Origin of the sequence: Bacteroides gallinaceum, assembly GCF_030373775.1 — a bacterium.
Lineage (GTDB): Bacteria > Bacteroidota > Bacteroidia > Bacteroidales > Bacteroidaceae > Phocaeicola > Phocaeicola excrementipullorum.
This window is the reverse complement of sequence record NZ_JAUDEN010000001.1, coordinates 117,351-135,797: the sequence shown is the minus strand read 5'-3', so window position 1 is coordinate 135,797 and position 18,447 is coordinate 117,351. Positions and strand designations below refer to the sequence as shown.

Annotated in this window: 17 protein-coding genes; 14 read left to right on the top strand and 3 right to left on the bottom strand. The window is 38.1% G+C overall.

Features of this window, described 5'->3' with window-relative positions; translation table 11 throughout:
* Nucleotides 1-287: 287 nt before the first annotated feature.
* The 13 genes from QUW60_RS00530 to QUW60_RS00470 all read left to right on the top strand — a co-directional run bounded on the left by QUW60_RS00530 (nt 288) and on the right by QUW60_RS00470 (nt 13,579).
* The gene (locus QUW60_RS00530; protein ID WP_289558061.1) at nt 288-1,130 is read left to right on the top strand and encodes an Rpn family recombination-promoting nuclease/putative transposase; all 843 of its coding nucleotides are present in this window, start codon (nt 288-290) and stop codon (nt 1,128-1,130) included.
* A 225-nt stretch (nt 1,131-1,355) separates the two neighbouring features.
* The gene (locus tag QUW60_RS00525) at nt 1,356-2,783 is read left to right on the top strand and encodes an oligosaccharide flippase family protein (RefSeq protein WP_289558059.1); all 1,428 of its coding nucleotides are present in this window, start codon (nt 1,356-1,358) and stop codon (nt 2,781-2,783) included.
* Between the two features lie 4 nt (nt 2,784-2,787).
* The gene (locus QUW60_RS00520) at nt 2,788-3,663 is read left to right on the top strand and encodes a glycosyltransferase family 2 protein (RefSeq protein ID WP_289558057.1); all 876 of its coding nucleotides are present in this window, start codon (nt 2,788-2,790) and stop codon (nt 3,661-3,663) included.
* A gap of 20 nt (nt 3,664-3,683) precedes the next feature.
* Complete coding sequence (locus QUW60_RS00515; RefSeq protein WP_289558055.1) at nt 3,684-4,772, top strand: glycosyltransferase family 4 protein; 1,089 nt, start codon at nt 3,684-3,686, stop codon at nt 4,770-4,772.
* 8 nt (nt 4,773-4,780) lie between these two features.
* Nucleotides 4,781-5,608, top strand: coding sequence for a glycosyltransferase family 2 protein (locus QUW60_RS00510; RefSeq protein WP_289558054.1), 828 nt, complete (start codon nt 4,781-4,783; stop codon nt 5,606-5,608).
* Complete coding sequence (locus QUW60_RS00505; protein ID WP_289558053.1) at nt 5,608-6,750, top strand: glycosyltransferase family 4 protein; 1,143 nt, start codon at nt 5,608-5,610, stop codon at nt 6,748-6,750. Before QUW60_RS00510 ends, QUW60_RS00505 begins: the two co-directional genes overlap by 1 nt.
* Nucleotides 6,750-7,802 carry an EpsG family protein gene (locus tag QUW60_RS00500; protein WP_289558050.1) on the top strand — a complete coding sequence of 351 codons (1,053 nt, stop codon included), beginning with the start codon at nt 6,750-6,752 and terminating at the stop codon, nt 7,800-7,802. Before QUW60_RS00505 ends, QUW60_RS00500 begins: the two co-directional genes overlap by 1 nt.
* A gap of 5 nt (nt 7,803-7,807) precedes the next feature.
* Nucleotides 7,808-8,920, top strand: coding sequence for a glycosyltransferase (locus tag QUW60_RS00495; RefSeq protein WP_289558049.1), 1,113 nt, complete (start codon nt 7,808-7,810; stop codon nt 8,918-8,920).
* A 20-nt stretch (nt 8,921-8,940) separates the two neighbouring features.
* The gene (locus QUW60_RS00490) at nt 8,941-9,759 is read left to right on the top strand and encodes a glycosyltransferase (protein ID WP_289558047.1); all 819 of its coding nucleotides are present in this window, start codon (nt 8,941-8,943) and stop codon (nt 9,757-9,759) included.
* 142 nt (nt 9,760-9,901) lie between these two features.
* A complete protein-coding gene (locus QUW60_RS00485) occupies nt 9,902-11,041 on the top strand; it encodes a GumC domain-containing protein (RefSeq protein WP_289558045.1) in 1,140 nt (379 codons plus the stop codon).
* Between the two features lie 85 nt (nt 11,042-11,126).
* Nucleotides 11,127-12,602, top strand: a complete 1,476-nt coding sequence (locus QUW60_RS00480) for a capsule assembly Wzi family protein (RefSeq protein WP_289558176.1) — start codon at nt 11,127-11,129, stop codon at nt 12,600-12,602.
* Between the two features lie 18 nt (nt 12,603-12,620).
* Complete coding sequence (locus QUW60_RS00475) at nt 12,621-13,064, top strand: lipocalin-like domain-containing protein (RefSeq protein ID WP_289558044.1); 444 nt, start codon at nt 12,621-12,623, stop codon at nt 13,062-13,064.
* A 5-nt stretch (nt 13,065-13,069) separates the two neighbouring features.
* Nucleotides 13,070-13,579: a UpxY family transcription antiterminator gene (locus QUW60_RS00470; RefSeq protein ID WP_258336805.1), complete on the top strand. Its 510-nt coding sequence runs from the start codon at nt 13,070-13,072 to the stop codon at nt 13,577-13,579.
* 110 nt (nt 13,580-13,689) lie between these two features.
* Here the strand turns inward: QUW60_RS00470 and QUW60_RS00465 are convergent, their stop codons facing one another.
* On the bottom strand, nt 13,690-13,812 hold the full coding sequence (locus QUW60_RS00465; RefSeq protein ID WP_258336959.1) for a hypothetical protein: 123 nt from the start codon (nt 13,810-13,812) through the stop codon (nt 13,690-13,692).
* 713 nt (nt 13,813-14,525) lie between these two features.
* Between QUW60_RS00465 and QUW60_RS00460 the strand changes: the two genes are divergently transcribed.
* Nucleotides 14,526-16,031, top strand: a complete 1,506-nt coding sequence (locus QUW60_RS00460) for a TrkH family potassium uptake protein (RefSeq protein WP_289558041.1) — start codon at nt 14,526-14,528, stop codon at nt 16,029-16,031.
* A gap of 470 nt (nt 16,032-16,501) precedes the next feature.
* Here QUW60_RS00460 and QUW60_RS00455 read toward each other — a convergent pair whose 3' ends face one another.
* On the bottom strand, nt 16,502-17,389 hold the full coding sequence (locus tag QUW60_RS00455) for a carbon-nitrogen hydrolase (RefSeq protein WP_258338190.1): 888 nt from the start codon (nt 17,387-17,389) through the stop codon (nt 16,502-16,504).
* Between the two features lie 15 nt (nt 17,390-17,404).
* Nucleotides 17,405-18,433: an agmatine deiminase family protein gene (locus QUW60_RS00450; RefSeq protein WP_289558039.1), complete on the bottom strand. Its 1,029-nt coding sequence runs from the start codon at nt 18,431-18,433 to the stop codon at nt 17,405-17,407.
* Between the last annotated feature and the right edge of the window lie 14 nt (nt 18,434-18,447).

The following is an 18,447-nucleotide window of genomic DNA, read 5'->3' as shown; positions in this document are numbered from 1 at the left end:
ACGCTGACGAAAAACGCACGCAGATAGTCCTGTTGCTTCGCATTCGTGTTCAATTCCTCCTAAGCTCCATGCAGTATTTGTATATTCCGCTCATTTTAACAAGAAAAGATGGAGTGACGCTCAAATTCCGTCATCCGCTTTTGCGCTTTTCACGGGAAAAGCCTAACTTTGTACTATTTTAGGAGAGAACCGCTTACCTTGCATGTCCTGCCTTCGAGAGTTATCTCTTGATGCGGATATGGGACAGGTAACGGCGAAGCATTGCCAGAAGCCAAGCAAACATAAATATGGGAAGCGAAGGAATCAGAGATATATACATCAACCCCTATACAGACTTCGGGTTCAAGAAGCTTTTCGGAACAGAGATGAACAAGGATCTGCTCATCAGCTTCATCAACAGTCTGTTTGACGGAAAAGAAACGGTCAAGGAACTGACATATCTCACTACAGAACAGCTCGGAACAACTGAAACTGACAGAAGAGCAGTATTTGACGTATACTGCACCAATGAGAAAGGTGAAAAGATACTCGTCGAAATGCAGAAAGGAGAACAGGAGTTTTTCAAGGACAGGAGTGTGTATTATGCCACGTTCCCCATACGGGAGCAGGCACGGAAAGGGAATTGGAACTATGAACTCAAGGCCGTTTACATCATCGGAATTCTTGACTTCACTTTCGGCCATAAGGATAAAGGAGAGTACAGGCACGATGTGCAGCTTATTGACAAGCGGACGGGCGAAGTGTTCTTCGAGAAGCTCACGTTCGTTTATCTTGAAATGCCTAAGTTCAACAAGGCCGAAGACCGGCTTGAAAGCATGTTCGAGAAATGGCTTTTCGTGCTGAAAAATCTTTCACGCTTGCTGGAGCGCCCTAAAGCTCTTCAGGAACGTATCTTCACAAAACTTTTTGAGACAGCGGAAATCGCACGGTTCTCACCAGAAGAGTATTATGCCTACGAAGAAAGTCTTAAAGTCTATCGGGACTGGCAGAATACTGTTGCAGCTGCAGAAAGCAAAGGTCGAAAGGAAGAAAGGGTAAAGAATGCGCGCGGCATGAAGGCTGAAGGCATTCCAATAGAGATTGTCATGAAAATAACAGGCCTTTCCGCTGAGGAGATTAACGAGTTGTAATATGCTTAGACAAATGATTGCCCACTCAATAGTTCCGTATATAATTCCCATGTTAAAATTCTAAATAGTTTATTGTTAAACTTAATTCTTTGGAGGAACGACAAAAAAGAGTTGTTTTGTGATATTTTAATTGCTGTTTATTTTGCTGTTCGCTGTTGAACGCTGTTTTTTCTAGATGCGGGAAAAGTAACGGCAAGCATTACCAAAAAGCATACCTAAATACCAATGAGTATTAAAAGAAACTTTATCTATAGTAGTATTCTTGTCACTTCTAACTATATTTTTCCCTTTATAACTTATCCCTACATTTCACGGGTGTTAGGCGTTACAAATATAGGTATATGTAATTTCGTAGACAGCATTGTCAATTATTTTATACTCTTTTCCATGATGGGAATTGGGATAATTGGTATTAGAGAAATTGCAAGCGCGAAAAAAAATCAAGACGATTTAAACAGTACCTTTTCAAGTTTATTTTTTTTAAATGCCATTTCAACTGTCGTTTCATTAGTAACTCTTATTGGGGCTATATATTTAGTCCCGGATTTATTCCAATATAGGGCTTTGATGTACATAGGAGCAATAAGATTATTGTCTAACTTTTTTCTTGTTGATTGGTTCTATAGGGGCATAGAAAAGTTTAAATATGTAACATCTATTACTATTGGAGTAAAATGCTTGTATGTTATAGCTGTGTTCTTATTCATTCATACGCCTAATGATTATCCTGTCTATTACCTTCTTACCACACTGATGATAACCATAAACGCAATCTTTAATTGGAGTTATATACGTCATTTTACACAGCTTACATTAAAGAAACTGGCTATAAAAAAATATGTTTCGCAATTTTTTATATTAGGTTTTCACAGCATGTTAACAACGATGTACACTTCTTTTAATGTAGCATATTTAGGTTTTGTTACTAATCCTACGGAAGTCGGTTACTACACAACTGCAACAAAACTTTATACCATTATCATTGCGCTTTATTCAGCCTTTACAGGAGTAATGCTTCCAAGAATAAGTGCATTATTATCCGAAGGAAAAGAAGAAGAATTTAAAAGTCTAATTCACAAATCAATCGGAGTTCTTTTCTCTATAGCTATTCCAATCGTTATCATTGCTTGTACATTCAGTCCTGAAATTATTGAGATTATTTCAGGAAAAGGATTTGAAGGGGCTATTCCAGCAACAAGAATTGTTATGCCATTAATCCTAATTATCGGTTATGAACAGATCATTGTTATACAAATCTTGATGCCACTGAAAAGGGATAAAGCTATTTTTATCAATTCTATTATTGGTGCTAGTGTTGGCATCCTATTAAATATTCTCCTTGTCGCTTTTTTAAAAAGTACAGGCTCAGCAATTGTATGGCTCATATCTGAAATATCCGTTTTAATATCTGCACAATATTTTGTTCAGAAAAATACAGAAATAAAATTTCCTTTTAAGGAATTATCCAAAAACTTACTTTCATACATACCCGCTATGGCTATATGCATTCTTATTTATTTGAACGTAGAAGGAAATGCATTCCTCAGACTAGGAATATCCAGTGCATTCATTGGAATATATTTTTTTATCGTTCAAAGATTCTATTTGAGAAATGAAATAATACTTCCTCTTATATACAAATTAAAGAAATAGTAGCATGGATGTATCTATAATAGTAGTAAACTATAATACGGAGAAGCTCATACTCAATTGCCTGGACAGCATTTATGAAAAAACTGAAGGTCTAGATTTTGAAATTATTGTAGTTGATAATAATTCGCCCAATAAACCTCAGGTGCTTAAAGTAGACAGTCGTATAGAATATATACAATCCGAAACGAATTTAGGATTCGGCAAGGCTAATAATTTAGGTGCCCAATATGCAAAGGGAAAATATTTATTTTGTTTGAATCCAGATACTATTCTAATAAACAATGCCGTGAAAGAATTATATAAATTTATGATTGAGCATAAAGACATTGGCATTTGTGGAGCAAATCTTTATCAAGCAAATATGAGTGCTGGACATTCATATGAAATGTTGTCACCAGGAATACGACAAGAGATTATAAACTCAAGGCATTGTTCGTCAAAAAGATATAACGAAGATTTTAACATTACAAAATCTCCGAAAGAAGTTGCCCATGTTGTTGGTGCTGCACTTATGATTTCAAAAAAACTTTTTAATGAGATTGGAGGATTTGATAAAGATTTCTTTATGTATCTTGAAGAAACATACTTATGTTATCAAGTTAAACAAAAAGGGTATAGAATTTACAATGTGCCAAGCGCAAAGATAATCCATCTCGAAGGTCAAAGCTTTACTTTGAAAACTAAATTTGAAGATATGTTTTTCGATGGTAGAAAAACATATCTTACTAAAGTCTATGGGAAGTCTTATTACTATTTAAGTAACTTTGTGTATTCTATAAATTGTTTTCTTAATATCGTTTATCTTTTATTTAGAGGCAAAAAAACGGAAATGCAGATAAATCTTTATAGGTTAAGAAAAACAATAGCTATATTTAAATAAGATATACCGCTAAACATAAAATGAGATTATTAATTGATCTATCAGCGTATCAATCCTGTCAAAGTGGTGTTTTCATATATGCGGACAGGCTCATAAAAGGGTTGAGGGATAATGAGGCGAAGAATATATTTTTATTATGTAATAAAAATATATTTGAGGAAATGAGAAAAAGGTATCCTGAGTTTAAATGTATTAAATCTAATGTAAATAATGAAGGCAGGTTGAATATATTGAAAAACAGCATAACGTGGACAAAAGAGATAAATAAGATAGACTGTGATGCCGTATTTTCTCCTCAATTTTATTCAACTTATTTTTTTTGTAACAAGCCCGTCTTTCAAACATTTCACGATTTACACGCACTTTCGGTTAACGGAATCAAAGAAAGACTGATTTATGCTTTTTGCCTTCCTATTATTATAGCGAGGAGCAGGAAAATAATCACAATATCAGATTATGTAAAAAAAGAAATACAAAAAAAATACGTTTTTTTTAACAGAAAGAAATTTCATACAATATACAATGCTGTCATGATATGTGAAAATAAAGGGAAAAGAATAATCAGCCAAAAATATATTTTATATGTAAGCACACTCTACAAATACAAAAATGTTATCACTCTCTTAAAAGCTTTCTTCTTGATCAAGGACGAGATAGAACATAAATTAATTATAATCGGAAAATCACCCGATCAATCATGGGAAAAAGAAGCCTTTCCTTTTATAAAACAAAATAAATTGGACAATAGGATTATACACATATCGGAATCGGTATCAGATGAAGCGTTGGCCAATTATTATGCCAATGCAGATTTGCTTGTACATCCGTCAACAAAAGAGGGATTTGGATTTACGCCTATTGAGGCCGCAATTCATAAGATTCCGGTAATAACAAATAAAGATACGGCCTTATATGAAACGACAAAAGGATTACTTAATTATTACACTCCTTCTACTGACGAAAAGGAATTGGCAGAAGTGATGAAAAAAGTATTGGGGCATCCGCAAAGAATGAAAGAATTGGAAAAAATATCCGATATATTTAAAACGGAATACGATTATAGGAGTCAAGCTGAGAAATTATACAATTATATTATCAGTAATATTTGATGCTAAATATGAAAAGCGTAGCAATTTTACTTACGGTACACAATAGAAAGGAAAAGACATACAAATGTTTGAACTCGGTATATAAAAATATAGAAAAAATAACGGAATACGATTTTGATGTTTATCTAACAGATGACGGATCAACGGATGGTACCTACACAATGGTCAAGGAGAATTTTTCAAAAGTAAAGGTCATTAAAGGAAACGGTAATCTGTTCTGGTGCAGAGGCATGTATGTGGCATGGAAAGAGGCATGTAATACTAAAGATTATGATTATTATATATGGCTGAATGATGATGTTGAACTATTTGATGAATCATTAGAGAATGGAATAAAATTGTGCAATAAAGTAAACAATTATGCAATAATAACTGGGGCTTTTCGCTCTAAAAAAAATGGGGATCTGACATATGGAGCAAAATTTATTGATGATAAAAAAGTTGGTCCAAATGGCAAACTTCAAGAAATACAAATCTTTTTTGGCAATTTTATAGTTGTACCTAATAATGTAGTCAAGAAAATAGGTATTATTGATCCTACATATAAACATGCCTATGGTGATAATGATTATTCTCTAAGGGCATTGAAAAATAATATCAAAGTCTATCTTATGCCTGAATATGTAGGGTATTGTGAAGCTCATTCATATACGGAAAAGTACATGGATCCTAAACAGTCTGTTAAAAATAGGTTCAAGGCTTTGTACTCCCCTGTTTATACACCGCATGATGCTTTTGTATATAACTATCGGTACTTTTCTTTATTTAAAGCGCTTAGAATAGTATTACAGTTGCATATTATAACTCTATTTCCTCGACTAAAAAATAAGAAGTGATGAGAATTGTTTACTGCATAAATGCTACATTTAACTGTGGCGGTATGGAGAAAGTGCTGATGACAAAGGCAAACTATCTAGCCGATACATTAGGGTATGATGTTCATATTATAAGGGTACAGCAGAATGGTAAGAAGAATTTCTTTAATTTCTCGACTAATATAACATTTCATGATCTTGATGTTAACTACGATGAGGATGATGACAAGAATATTATACAAAAAATGATATGCAGGAGAAAAAAGAAAAAGATCCATAAAAAAAGGCTGAATGAAGTTCTGCAAAAAATTAATGCTGACATTTGTATTTCAATGTTTGATTATGAATTTGATATATTGCCTTATATTAAGGATAAAAGTTTAAAATTGCTTGAATATCATTTTTGTAAAAAACAAAAAGTGAATGAAGAGAGAGTATTAATAATGAAATTGCTTCAATATGTAAGAACCATAATATGGGTGAGTATTATAAAAAAATATGATTCATTTGTGGTTCTCACCGAAGAAGATAAAGAGATGTGGGGCAATCTAGACAACATAAGCGTCATCCCTAACCCTTTAGAAAAAATCCCATCCTTGCATTCTAATCTGGATAATAAGACGATAATAGCAATAGGTCGTTTGACATATCAAAAAGGATTTGACAGATTGATAGATGCATGGTCTATAATAGCTCAAGAACATAGTGATTGGACGCTAATAATTTATGGGGATGGCATAGAAAAAGACAAACTACAAAAAAGAATAATAGATTGTGGAATTGGGACAAACACATATATAAAACCTGCAACAAAGAATATAGAAGAAATTTATTTAAACTCGTCATTATTGGTTATGACATCAAGATACGAAGGTTTTGGAATGGTTCTGATTGAAGCGTTATCTTATGGCATTCCAGTTATTTCTTTTGATTTTCCTTGTGGCCCTAAAGACATAATAAAAGACCCAAGGCTGGGTAGTCTGATAGAGAATGGTAACATATATGCTTTAGCAGTGGAAATAGAAAACTGGATAAATGATTCTAACAGAAGAATGAATGCTAAAGATGTTGCAATATTTTATGCCAAGAAATTTGAGCTAACATTTATTATGAATATTTGGAAAAGACATTTTTATGAGTTAATAACGAAAAAAGCAAAATAATGCCATACTTGTTCCTATATATTATTTGTATTTTATTCTTGGTCTTATCGCAAATTGTTAATACGAAATATCGAAAAACGTGTATACAGTTTGTCTTTCTATTTCTTGCATTATTTTCGGGATTAAGAGATAATGTTGGTATAGATTATTCAACTTATGTGGAGCTTTTTGATGATGCAATTAAAGGTAATGAGGTAGAGATAAAAGAATATGGATTTGTGTTACTAATGAGGTTTATAGGACTTATAGGTGGTACAAAACAGTTGTTATTCTTGGTCTGTTCTATAATCACAAATGTCTTTTTCTACAAATTCATAATAAGATTGGATCCTAAATATTATTTTGGTGCAACATTGGTGTATATCACTGTAGGGCCATTTTACCTAACTTCATTAAACCTTATAAGGCAATATGTAGCGATGGGAATCTTCATTTATTCAATTACCTTTATACAACAACGTAAATTTATCAGATATGCTGTCGCATTATTATTGGCAGGATTTTGTTTTCACCTTTCTGTTTTATTATTTATTCCTTTATATTTTATATTATGCAGAAAAATAAAATGGATAAGCAAATTGGTGTTATTCCTTGTTTTTACTGTAGGAAGTAAAATATTTATATATTTTATATCATTAACTCCATTTGGAGTATATCTAAATATGATATTCTCTCCACCAAGTTTGTTTCTTGTAATTTTATTTGGTTCAATATCTTTATATTTTATATATAAAGAAGCTAAAAGTGATTTTAATGAAGACTACAGGGTTTTCTTCAATATGAATTTTTTCTCATTTTTATTGTTAAGTTTATTGGCTGTTAATAATGGTTTTCTTAGTGAACTTATCCTCAGGATGAATAACTATTTCATGCTTTCCATGATTTTCTTGATTCCATATATTGTATATGAACAAAAGAAGCAAATATCCAAAATTAGCTATGCCTATTTCTTGTTATTCTTTTTATCAATCTATTTTTTTAAAAATTCCATTTTGGACGGAGAAAGTATCTCTCTTTTACCTTATGATATTGATATCAACTTGTTTTACTAATTTTTATGAATAGTATCCTTTTTATAACGGCATATCCGGTAAACAATAAAACCGCAGGACAAAATTATTCATTGAAACTTTTAGAAGATTTGTCGCATGACTATAACGTTGATGTAATATACTGGAATTATCCTAACCACGAAATTACGGTTAAAAATATCAAGAATCTGAATATTATAATGGAACTTAATACTAACAGTTTATTTAAGACGTTGTACTATTCAATAAGAAAATGCAGTTTTCCTTTGTTTTCTGTAAGATATGATAATGCTGTTAATAAATGGTTAAAATCTAATCAAGATAATTATGATATGGTCTATTTTGACTTTAGCCAAACATTTATCTATTCTATGTCTATAACTAATCCGTATAAAGTCATGATGTGTCATGACATTATAGCCCAAAAATACGAAAGAAAAAAAAAATCATTTCTTTATAATTGGTTTGTAAAACTAACAGAAAAAAAATTTCTTAAAAAAGGAGATAGTATATTTACCTTCTCAGCTAAGGACAAGTTGTTGTTAAAGGATTTGTATGGAATAGATTCTGATATAGTGCCATTCTATATTGGAAAAGAAATACTTGATATTGACCTAAATAATATCGAAATAGAGGATTATTTTGTCTTTTATGGTGCTTGGAACCGAAAAGAGAACTCAGATGGATTAAGATGGTTTCTCAAAGAAGTTTATCCTTCATGTGTAAATGTTAACATAAAGATTATTGGTGGATCATTGAATGCAGAAATTAAAAACATTATTTCTGACTTTAAGAATGTTAGGTATCTTGGGTTTGTGGATAATCCATATAAGATTATAGCTAGATCAAAAGCATTGATAGCACCTCTTTTTTCTGGAGCAGGAGTAAAAGTAAAAGTAATTGAAGCATTAGCATTGGGAACTCCAATAATTGGTACGGATATAGCTTTTGAAGGGATAGATAATATTGTTTCAAATAGTAAGGAATTTTTAATAAAGGCAAACGATAAAAGAGAATTTATCGAAATGATAGAAAAATGTTCTGATATCAGTTCAGAAGAGAAAGCGACAGCCCAAACTATATTCTTAGCAAATTATAATGAAGGGAAATTTATAAAGAAGATAAAGTCCATTATTTAGTATTAACTGCATAATAAAATATGATCACAGCATCACTTGTTACTTTCCATACAAAACCATCTGATCTTTTACGGTTGATGGACTGTGTTTTAAAGTCAAATATTTCTGTTTTTTATATAATAGACAATTCATCGAATGACAGCCTGCGTGAATATTCTAAAATATCTGACAGAATAAAATATATTCATAGTCAGAATTTAGGCTTCGGGCATGGACATAATATAGCATTGAAAAAGGCTTTGGAGTTGGGGGCTAAATATCACGTTATAATTAATCCTGATATATATTGGAGTGATAATGTAATTGAAGAGCTCGCATCTTTTATGGACAAAAACAAAGACTGCGGACAGGTTATGCCCAAAATACTTTTTCCAGATGGAGAAACGCAACTTCTATGTAAGCTTATGCCTACTCCTATGAATCTGATCGGCAGAAGATTTATTCCGATAAAATCAATCAAGCAAAAGATTGACAGAAAATATGAACTCCATTCTTCAGGCTATAATAAGATAATGGAGGTACCTATATTATCCGGTTGCTTTATGTTTGTCAGAATGGATGTCATCGGAAAAGTCGGACTTTTTGATGAAAGGTTCTTTATGTACAGCGAAGACGTGGATTTATGCCGAAGAATAGGAGAGATCTCAAAAACGGTATTCTACCCAAATGTTGCTGTATTTCATGAATATGAAAAGGGTTCGTACAAAAACAAAAAACTTTTGAAATATCATATACGTTCTACTATTAAATATTTCAACAAGTGGGGATGGATATTTGACAGAAAAAGAGCTGATGCTAATAAAAAATGTCTTAACCAGATTAAATTGTTGAATAAATAAAAATAGCAACCATGCAGATGTCTCTAATTAATATTCTAATATTCAATAAATTAATAGAATAGAACTACAATACATATTACAACAGTTTTTGAACAACAGAAAAAAATCATATCTTTGCCTCAACAAAAATTGATTTATCAAAATGACGGAACAGAAAAACGATATTACGGAAAAAAAGCAACAAGAAGTAGCGGAAATTGACTTAATCGTTTTGTTAAAAAAATTAGTGGATGATAGGAGAAAGATCTACAAAGCTATTGGAGTGGGTGCTCTTATCGGTTTAGTCATAGGCTTCAGTCTTCCGAAAGAATATGAAGTGAAAGTTTCGCTTTCACCGGAATCGGGATTGGACAATACAGGAGGGCTGGCCAGTATCGCTTCCATGTTCGGCTTAAGCAGTGGATCTGCCAGCTTGGGAGAAGATGCTCTCAGTTTCAATATGTTTCCTGAAATAGTAAAAACCACTCCTTTCTTATTGGAAATGCTGGAAACGCCTGTCATGACAAAAGACAGTGTTTCTATGAGTCTTTATGATTATTTGGATACACAAAATAAACCGTGGTGGGGGTATATGATAGGATTACCTGGGAAAGCTATCGGTGGAGTTGTTTCCTTGTTTAAGGACAAGCCGGAAGAAAAAGAGAATCAGCCAATCGACCCGTTCAGACTGACACGAAAGCAAAGCGAACGCATTAGAATGTTGAGGAAAGTATTGGACGCTGAAACTGACAAAAAGACAAGCATGACAACTGTCAGCGTAAAGCTGCAAGATCCTGTAGCTACAGCATTAGTTGCAGATAGTGCGATTACTAAGCTTCAGCGGTATATTACAGACTATCGTACACGCAAAGCGCAGCAGGATTGTATTTATCTGGAAAAAATAACTCAAGAAAGGGAAGCTATCTATATAAAAGCACAAAAAGAATATGCGCATTTTGCGGACGCTAACAAGAATATAATTTTGCAGTCGGTTAAAGCGGAAAGTGAACGGTTGCAAAAAGCGGCAACTGCTGCTTACGAGGTTTACAGTCAGATGGAAACGCAACTGCAATTGGCTAAGGCTAAGGTGCAGGAAGCTAAACCGGTATTTGCGGTTGTTGAGCCATCGACTATTCCTTTGCATCCCTCTTCACCAAAAAAGATGATTCTTTTAATAGGATTCGTATTTCTCGCTTTCATCTGTGAATCCGCATGGATCCTTTTTGGAGAAGATTTTTGGACTTCATTCAAAACCGAAATGAAAAGTCCGAAAGCAGAGACGGAAAAAGATGAAAATCAGTGAAAGTAATACTGAATATCATAAAAACAACAGCCATGTTTTTTTACTCACTTATTCAAATACACAAGCATATTACCAGATGAAAAGAATGACATTAACGGCTACATTTGCGTTTCTTATAACCGCTGTATATGCTCAATTAGACACAGACTTGAAATATAGAGTTGAATTGGGAGCTACTGCCGGAGGGGGGACGTATGCTCCTCTATGGTTTACTGCCAACCGCTACGGACTGTCTAGCGTTGAGCCGAACTCTGGCTACATGCGTGCCGGGATTGCTTACGAGAAAGAAATGAGGCATAACTGGAAAATCGCTGCAGGAATAGATTTGGCAGGGACTGTGAACCACCAAAAAGCGTTCAATATACAGCAGTTGTACGCCGATTTTTCATGGAAAGTACTGACGCTGAGCATAGGCATCAAAGAACGCGACGGATTTCCTTTGGAGAAGAATACGGCTTTGAGCAGCGGCATGATGGTAGAAGGACCGAATGCGCATCCGTTGCCTCAGATTCGAGTTGAGATGCCTGAGTACTGGAATGTTCCGGGAACTAAAGGCTGGCTGGCATTTAAAGGGCATATCGCTTACGGATCTTTTGCCGAATATGACTGGCAGCGGGATTATGTGAGTCCGGGACAATATTTTACAGAGAATGTACTTTATCACAGCAAGTCATTGATGCTCCGTTTCGGCAATAAGGACAAATTTCCGCTGGAATTCGAAGCGGGAATTCTGATGGCGGCACAGTTCGGCGGAAGCAGATACTATAAAGAAGCTGACGGAAGTGTAACTCTGGATACTGAAATGCCGCATAATCTGAAAGCATATTGGAAAGCCTTCTTTCCGCAAACGGGAGGAAGTGATACTCCTGAAGGAGAACAGGTGAACGTGGAAGGAAACCATGTAGGAAGCTGGAACTTTGCATTGAACTATTACGTCGGAAACTGGAAATTCCGTGCCTATCTGGAGCATTATTTCGAGGATACATCCCAAATGTTCTGGGAGTATGGAAGATGGAAGGACGGACAATTGGGACTGGAAATTACTTTCCCTAAAAACAAATGGGTCACTTCTGCTGTATGGGAGGGGATTGCAACCAAAGACCAGGCCGGTCCATTGTTATATGACGGATTCTGGGGACAATTTCCGGAATATCAGATAAGTGCCAATGATGACTATTATAACCATTATATTTATGGCGGATGGCAATATATGGGAATGGGAATGGGCAATCCGCTTATATCCGGTCCACTCTACAACGATGACCATTCGATTTCTTTCCGGAGCAACCGGATCAGAGCAAACCATTTGGGCATTTCCGGAAATCCGTCAGACGAATGGAGCTACCGAATGCTGATTTCTTTTACGCGTTATTGGGGGACGTATTTAGCTCCGTTAGATAAACAGCGCAAACAGTTCAGTTCGCTTTACGAGGCCACTTATTCGCCCCAATGGGCAAAAGGATGGAGTGCTTCGCTGGCTCTCGGATTAGACCGCGGAAACTATTTGGGAAATTCAACCGGAGGTATGCTGACTATAAAGAAAACCGGAACTATTTTTTAATTTTTACTGAAGTCAATCATGAAGCATATAATTTACCCAATCATCTGTCTGCTGACAACTGTACTTGTTTTAGTCGGATGCCAAAAAGAGCCTATTAATCCGGACATAGAAGGCCATTGGCAGTTGCTGGAATTTACAACCCAATCGGATAATCAGGTTCACAAATGTGAAAGGATTTATTACAGTATCCAACTCTGGGTCGTGGAAGTTGCAGAGAAACAAGGTCCACTCGAACTTACTCCTTTTCGGGGAAGGTACAGCTACGATGAAGCATCGAATACAATTACCATGACGGATATGAGCACGTATGATGTGCCTGAAAGCTCTGTCCCGGCAGAGGTGTGGCAATTGGAGCCTTACGGATTAAACAGTGTAAACACTACATTCAATGTAATCAGTGTTGACAGCCATTCTATGACTTTGGAATCTGACTATGCCATATTGAAATTCAAGAAATTCTGAGCATAATGGATAAAGAAGAACACTGGTATGCACTGTATGTGAAAATGCATCACGAAAAGAAAACCGCAGAAAGGCTGGATGAAATGGGGATTACCAACTATCTGCCGGTACAGGAGGTCGTGAAACAATGGAGCGACAGAAAAAAAAGACTGAAAACAGTAATTATTCCGATGATAATTTTCGTCCGGACAAGTGAGCACAACAGACTGGAAATTATCCGGAATGTCCCGGCTGTAACAGGGTGTTTGTTCGACAGATGCAGGCGAAGGCCTGCCATAATTCCAGATGACGAAATGGATAAGTTCAGGTTCATGCTTGACTTTTCTGAAGAATCTGTCAGATTTATCAATGCACATTTAAATCCAGGAGATAAAATACGTGTAATCAAAGGTCCTTTGGCTGGGTTGGAAGGAGAAATGTCGCAGTTGGAAGGGAAGTCGCAAATTATGGTAAGAATCGAACAGCTGGGGGCTGCTACAGTAGAAATACCTGTCGGATATGTCGAAAAGATATGATCCGCCATTTGATCGTTTAAAAATAGAGCACAGAAACATAACATCTTCTGTTGCCAGTGTTTTCTGTGTGCAACCTTAAAGCTATTCTCTTGCCTGCTTTGGATCGGATGTTATAAATCATCGATGCCATCACTGGAAGCGCTTCCCAAAATCTTGATAATTTTTGTCTTGTCGTTGAGCAATACGGTTGGCAGCCCTTCAAGTACGGCAAAGTTGGCTTTGTTTCGCAGCATACGGTTTCATTGCCCTGTTGAACCGGGATGTACGTGTTTTTATTCATGATTCAGTTGTTTATATGCGAAGGTATATATTTTCATGAAAGCCGCAAGAATCTGCTGGGAATTTGCAGACGGATGCGTTTGGCAAATGAAAATGGCGGTGCAGGCTCTCTTGCCGACCGCCATTCTGTGATTTGTTTTTATAGAAGAGATTTAAGTTGTTTTGGCAATAAAGACTCGCATTCGCCCATTGACAATTGCTGGTACATGGAGTCGAGTCTTTTTTACAAATCATACTGTTTCATGACAATCTTATTCTTTCTTGCCGCTTCCTGCATGCCGTTTTGCACTAACGGTTGCTTCAGCATATTTACAAAGTTATGCTTTTTTTACGAATATACAAAAAATAGGCAGGTAAATTTGGGAGATTTTGATGCCATAACTTAGAATGAAGCTATTTTTAGGTAGAATTTGGCTCTCTTATAGATTGAAACTTTTTTGAGAACGATGCTTTCTCACCGCTGTCTGTTGTGATGAATTAAGGTGGAAAAGGGAAAGGATTCACAGCGTGGCTTACAAATTAAAAGCAAGAGCCTGTTTCGATACCGGTTATACGTTTGTGCCAAATTGCGCATAGTGGCATTGAGGATTATAATATCTGGTGTTCTTTTCTTGCAATAACCGAAATATTTGTCTTATTTTGCCACCGTTTTTCAGAATGAAGATTTATGGAAGATTTCTTATTGACAACGGTGCAAATATCCGGAGAGCGGGAGAACAGCCTGCTTAACAGAAAAATGATTTTCCGGATTCTAGGCATTCTGCTTACTATGGAAGCGATGCTTTTTCTGGTGTGCATGGGAGTTTCCCTGTACTATCAGGAGGCGGACTATATATATTTTGTTTATTCAGCATTGTTGAATGCGGGAGTAGGAGGGCTGCTGATTCTAGGGGGGCGGAATGCGAAGAATATTGTAACTCGCAGGGACGGCTATTGTGTAGTTGCTTTTACGTGGCTGCTTTTCACCGCTTTCGGCATGCTTCCCTTTTATATCAGCGGGAGCATTCCTTCTGTTGTCGATGCCTTTTTTGAAACGATGTCCGGATTCACGACAACAGGAGCTACGGTGCTCGACAATATTGAATCGCTTTCTCATGGAATGCTTTTCTGGCGCAGTTTCACGCATTGGATCGGAGGGCTGGGAATCGTTTTCTTCACGATTGTCGTATTGCCGATTTTCGGAGTGGGCAACCAGGTGTTGTTCAAGGCTGAGGCTACGGGCGTGACGCACGACAAGATCCATCCGAAGATCAGTGTGATGGCCAAATGGCTTTGGACAGTGTATTCCATTCTGACCATTGTAGAAACCGTTCTGCTTGTGATTGGGGGGATGGGATGGTTTGATGCCGTCTGCCATGCTTTCGGAACGACTGCTACGGGAGGATTCTCCACAAAACAGGCGAGTGTAGCCTATTGGAACTCTCCGTTCATCGAGTATATCATTGCCATATTCATGATCTTGTCGGCGATGAACTTTTCATTGTATTTCATGTGCATGAAAGGGCGTTTCGGCCAGTTGTTCCGCGATGATGAAACGAAATGGTTCTTAGGATCTATCCTTATAGTTACGCTGCTTATCGCTGTTTCGCTGGTCTTGCAGAACGGCTATGGGGTTGAAGAAGCTTTCCGCAAGTCGCTTTTTCAGGTTGCTACGCTTCATACGTCAAGCGGATTCGGTACGGACGACTATATGAAATGGGCTCCGTTTACGTGGGTGCTGCTGATGTATTGTATGTTTGCCGGAGGCTGCACCGGATCTACCAGCGGCGGGGCTAAAATCATGCGTCTGCTTATCGTGGCCCGGAATATCAAGAATGAATTCCGCCGTATGATGCACCCGCGTGCCGTGCTGCCGATCAAAGTGAACCGTATGGCTGTTTCTCAGTCCACCATATCGATGGTGAGCACATTTATTCTGCTGTATCTTGCCTGCATCTTTGTCGGGTGGCTGGTTTATATGTTTATAGGACTCGGTACGATGGAGGCTTTGAGCATTACTGTGTCGAGTATAGGAAATGCCGGACTGGCGATGGGGGCGTTTGGACCCGCCTATTCATGGAATGCGTTGCCGGATGCAGGAAAATGGCTGTCGTCTTTCCTTATGCTGATAGGGCGTCTGGAACTGTTCGGCATTCTGCTGATGTTTTCTCCGAGTTTCTGGGAAAAGAGATGACCCGTAAAAAAAGAACAGAACCCTGAGCGCGTTTAAATATTCCGATTCAGTATTTTTGTCCGCCCCTTTTTGAGTTTGTTTCCGGTCTGTTTCCCCGCTTTCACCCGTCAGACAGCCCACTGTCATCCTCGTAAAAACAGAGAAACATTCTCGAAAACAATTCGCAAAATAAACCTGAGAAAATTTAGAAACTCTTAGAAACTGTTTTGAATTTCTCCAAAAAGTTTTTCTTGGCTTGATGTGTTCGTTTTCGTGTGTGCTTTGGGCTATTTTTTGGTCTTTTCCGCTTCTGTTCTTCGTCAGATAGCCCGCTATCTTCCTCATCACACAAACGGAAATGCCTCAAAAACTCATCCCAAATCAGCACACGATAAATTCAAAACAGTTTCTTAAACGACAGGCTCTAAAAGTCGTTTGACGTATGATCTTTTAGCGTTCTGTCCGTTTTTTCATGTTCTGGCTTGTTTGCCTTAGTCGATGAACCGTTTCGTGAGTTGTCCGAACTCATCGATGCGGCGGTCGCGGAGGAACGGCCACCAGCGGCGTACGTTTTCGCAGCGTTCCATATCGATTTCAACCACCATATTCTCTTCTTTCAAGTTGTCTGCCTGGGCTATAATTTCGCCTTGCGGACCGGCAACGAAACTGTTTCCCCAAAACTGGATTCCGTTTGTCATGCCTGAAGGGTCCGGCTCATGTCCTACGCGGTTTACGGCAATCACAGGAAGTCCGTTGGCAACAGCATGTCCGCGCTGTACGGTGACCCATGCCCCTAACTGGCGCATTTTCTCTTCTTGTGTATCTGTGCTTTCCCAACCGATGGCTGTGGGATAAATCAGCAGTTCGGCTCCTTTAAGCGCCATCAGGCGTGCGCCTTCCGGATACCATTGGTCCCAGCACACCTGTACGCCGAGTTTCCCGACGGATGTTTCGATGGGCTCGAATCCCAGATCGCCCGGTGTGAAATAGAATTTCTCATAATAGGCCGGATCGTCAGGTATGTGCATTTTCCGGTATTTTCCGGCTATGCTTCCGTCTTTGTCGAATACGACTGCTGTGTTGTGATAGAGTCCCGGTGCGCGGCGTTCGAAAAGTGACGTTACCAGGACGATTCTGTAGGCTGCGGCTATTTCGCTGTAGAAGCCGGTGGAAGGTCCGGGTATAGGTTCTGCAAGATCGAACATCCCGGTGTCTTCTGTCTGGCAGAAGTAGGGAGTGTTATGGAGTTCTTGAAGGATGACGAGTTGCGCTCCAGCCTGTGCTACAGCCGCAATGTTATGATGCAGCTTTTCAAGGTTCAGTTTGATGTCGCTGGTGCATGATTGCTGGACTATGCCAACACGGATGGTTCTTTTCATATGTTCAATTTGCTTTTATAATGAAATAACGGATTCTGGATATTGCATTGTCACGCAATGGAGCGAGCCATGCTGGCGGATCAGTGCGCGGCAGTCTATGCCGACAATCTCTCTTCCGGGGAATGCTTCAGCCAGCACTTTAGCTGCTTTCGTGTCATTTTCCGGCTGGTTGTATGTGGGATAGAGTACGGCTTCGTTCATGACCAGAAAGTTGGCATAGGTTGCCGGAAGCCGTTGTCCGTTGTCATCATAAATGGCGTCGGGCATAGGCAGGGGGAGCAGATGAAAAGGATCGCCGTCCAGCGTGCGGAATGTTTTGAGTTGGTTCTCCATTGACAGCAGTGCGCCATAGTGCTCGTCGTTCCTGTCTGTACACTGTACGTAAGCGATGGTGTGGTCAGGGCAGAGCCTTGCCAGCGTATCGATATGGCTGTCTGTATCATCCCCGGCCAGATAGCCGTAGTCAAGCCAAAGCACCTGCCTCAGGTTGAATTTCTCAATAAGATACCGTTCGATGTCTGCGCGTGTCATGGTATCATTGCGGTTAGGGGCAAGCAGACAAGTGGACGTGGTGAGGAGGGTTCCTTCACCGTCGCTTTCTATCGATCCGCCTTCGAGTACGAAATTCCGGCAGTTGGTGTAGTCGCCGTTCAGTATGCCGCTTCCGGAAAGGTGACGGTTGATCAGATTGTCTTTGTTGGCTGCAAATTTCATTCCCCATCCGTTGAAGCAGAAGTCAAGCAGCAGCGGGTCTGCATGTCTGTCTATGAGCGTGATGAATGCGTGGTCGCGTGCCCATGTATCGTTGGTAGGGCATTGTACGAAGCGTATCTGCCGTCTGAAAGGGAAGTCTTTCAGTTTCTCCGGAAAGTTGGGCGCTACCACCAGCAGCGGTTGCCGGGACGCTATTTCGCGGGCTATGTTCAGAAAACATTCTTCTACTTCATCAAGCATATATGCCCAGTCGGTTTCGTTATGCGGCCAAGTGAGCTGTATGTAACTTTGCTTATGCCATTCAGCGGGTAAATAATAAGTTTTTTCCATGTTTGAATTGCTTT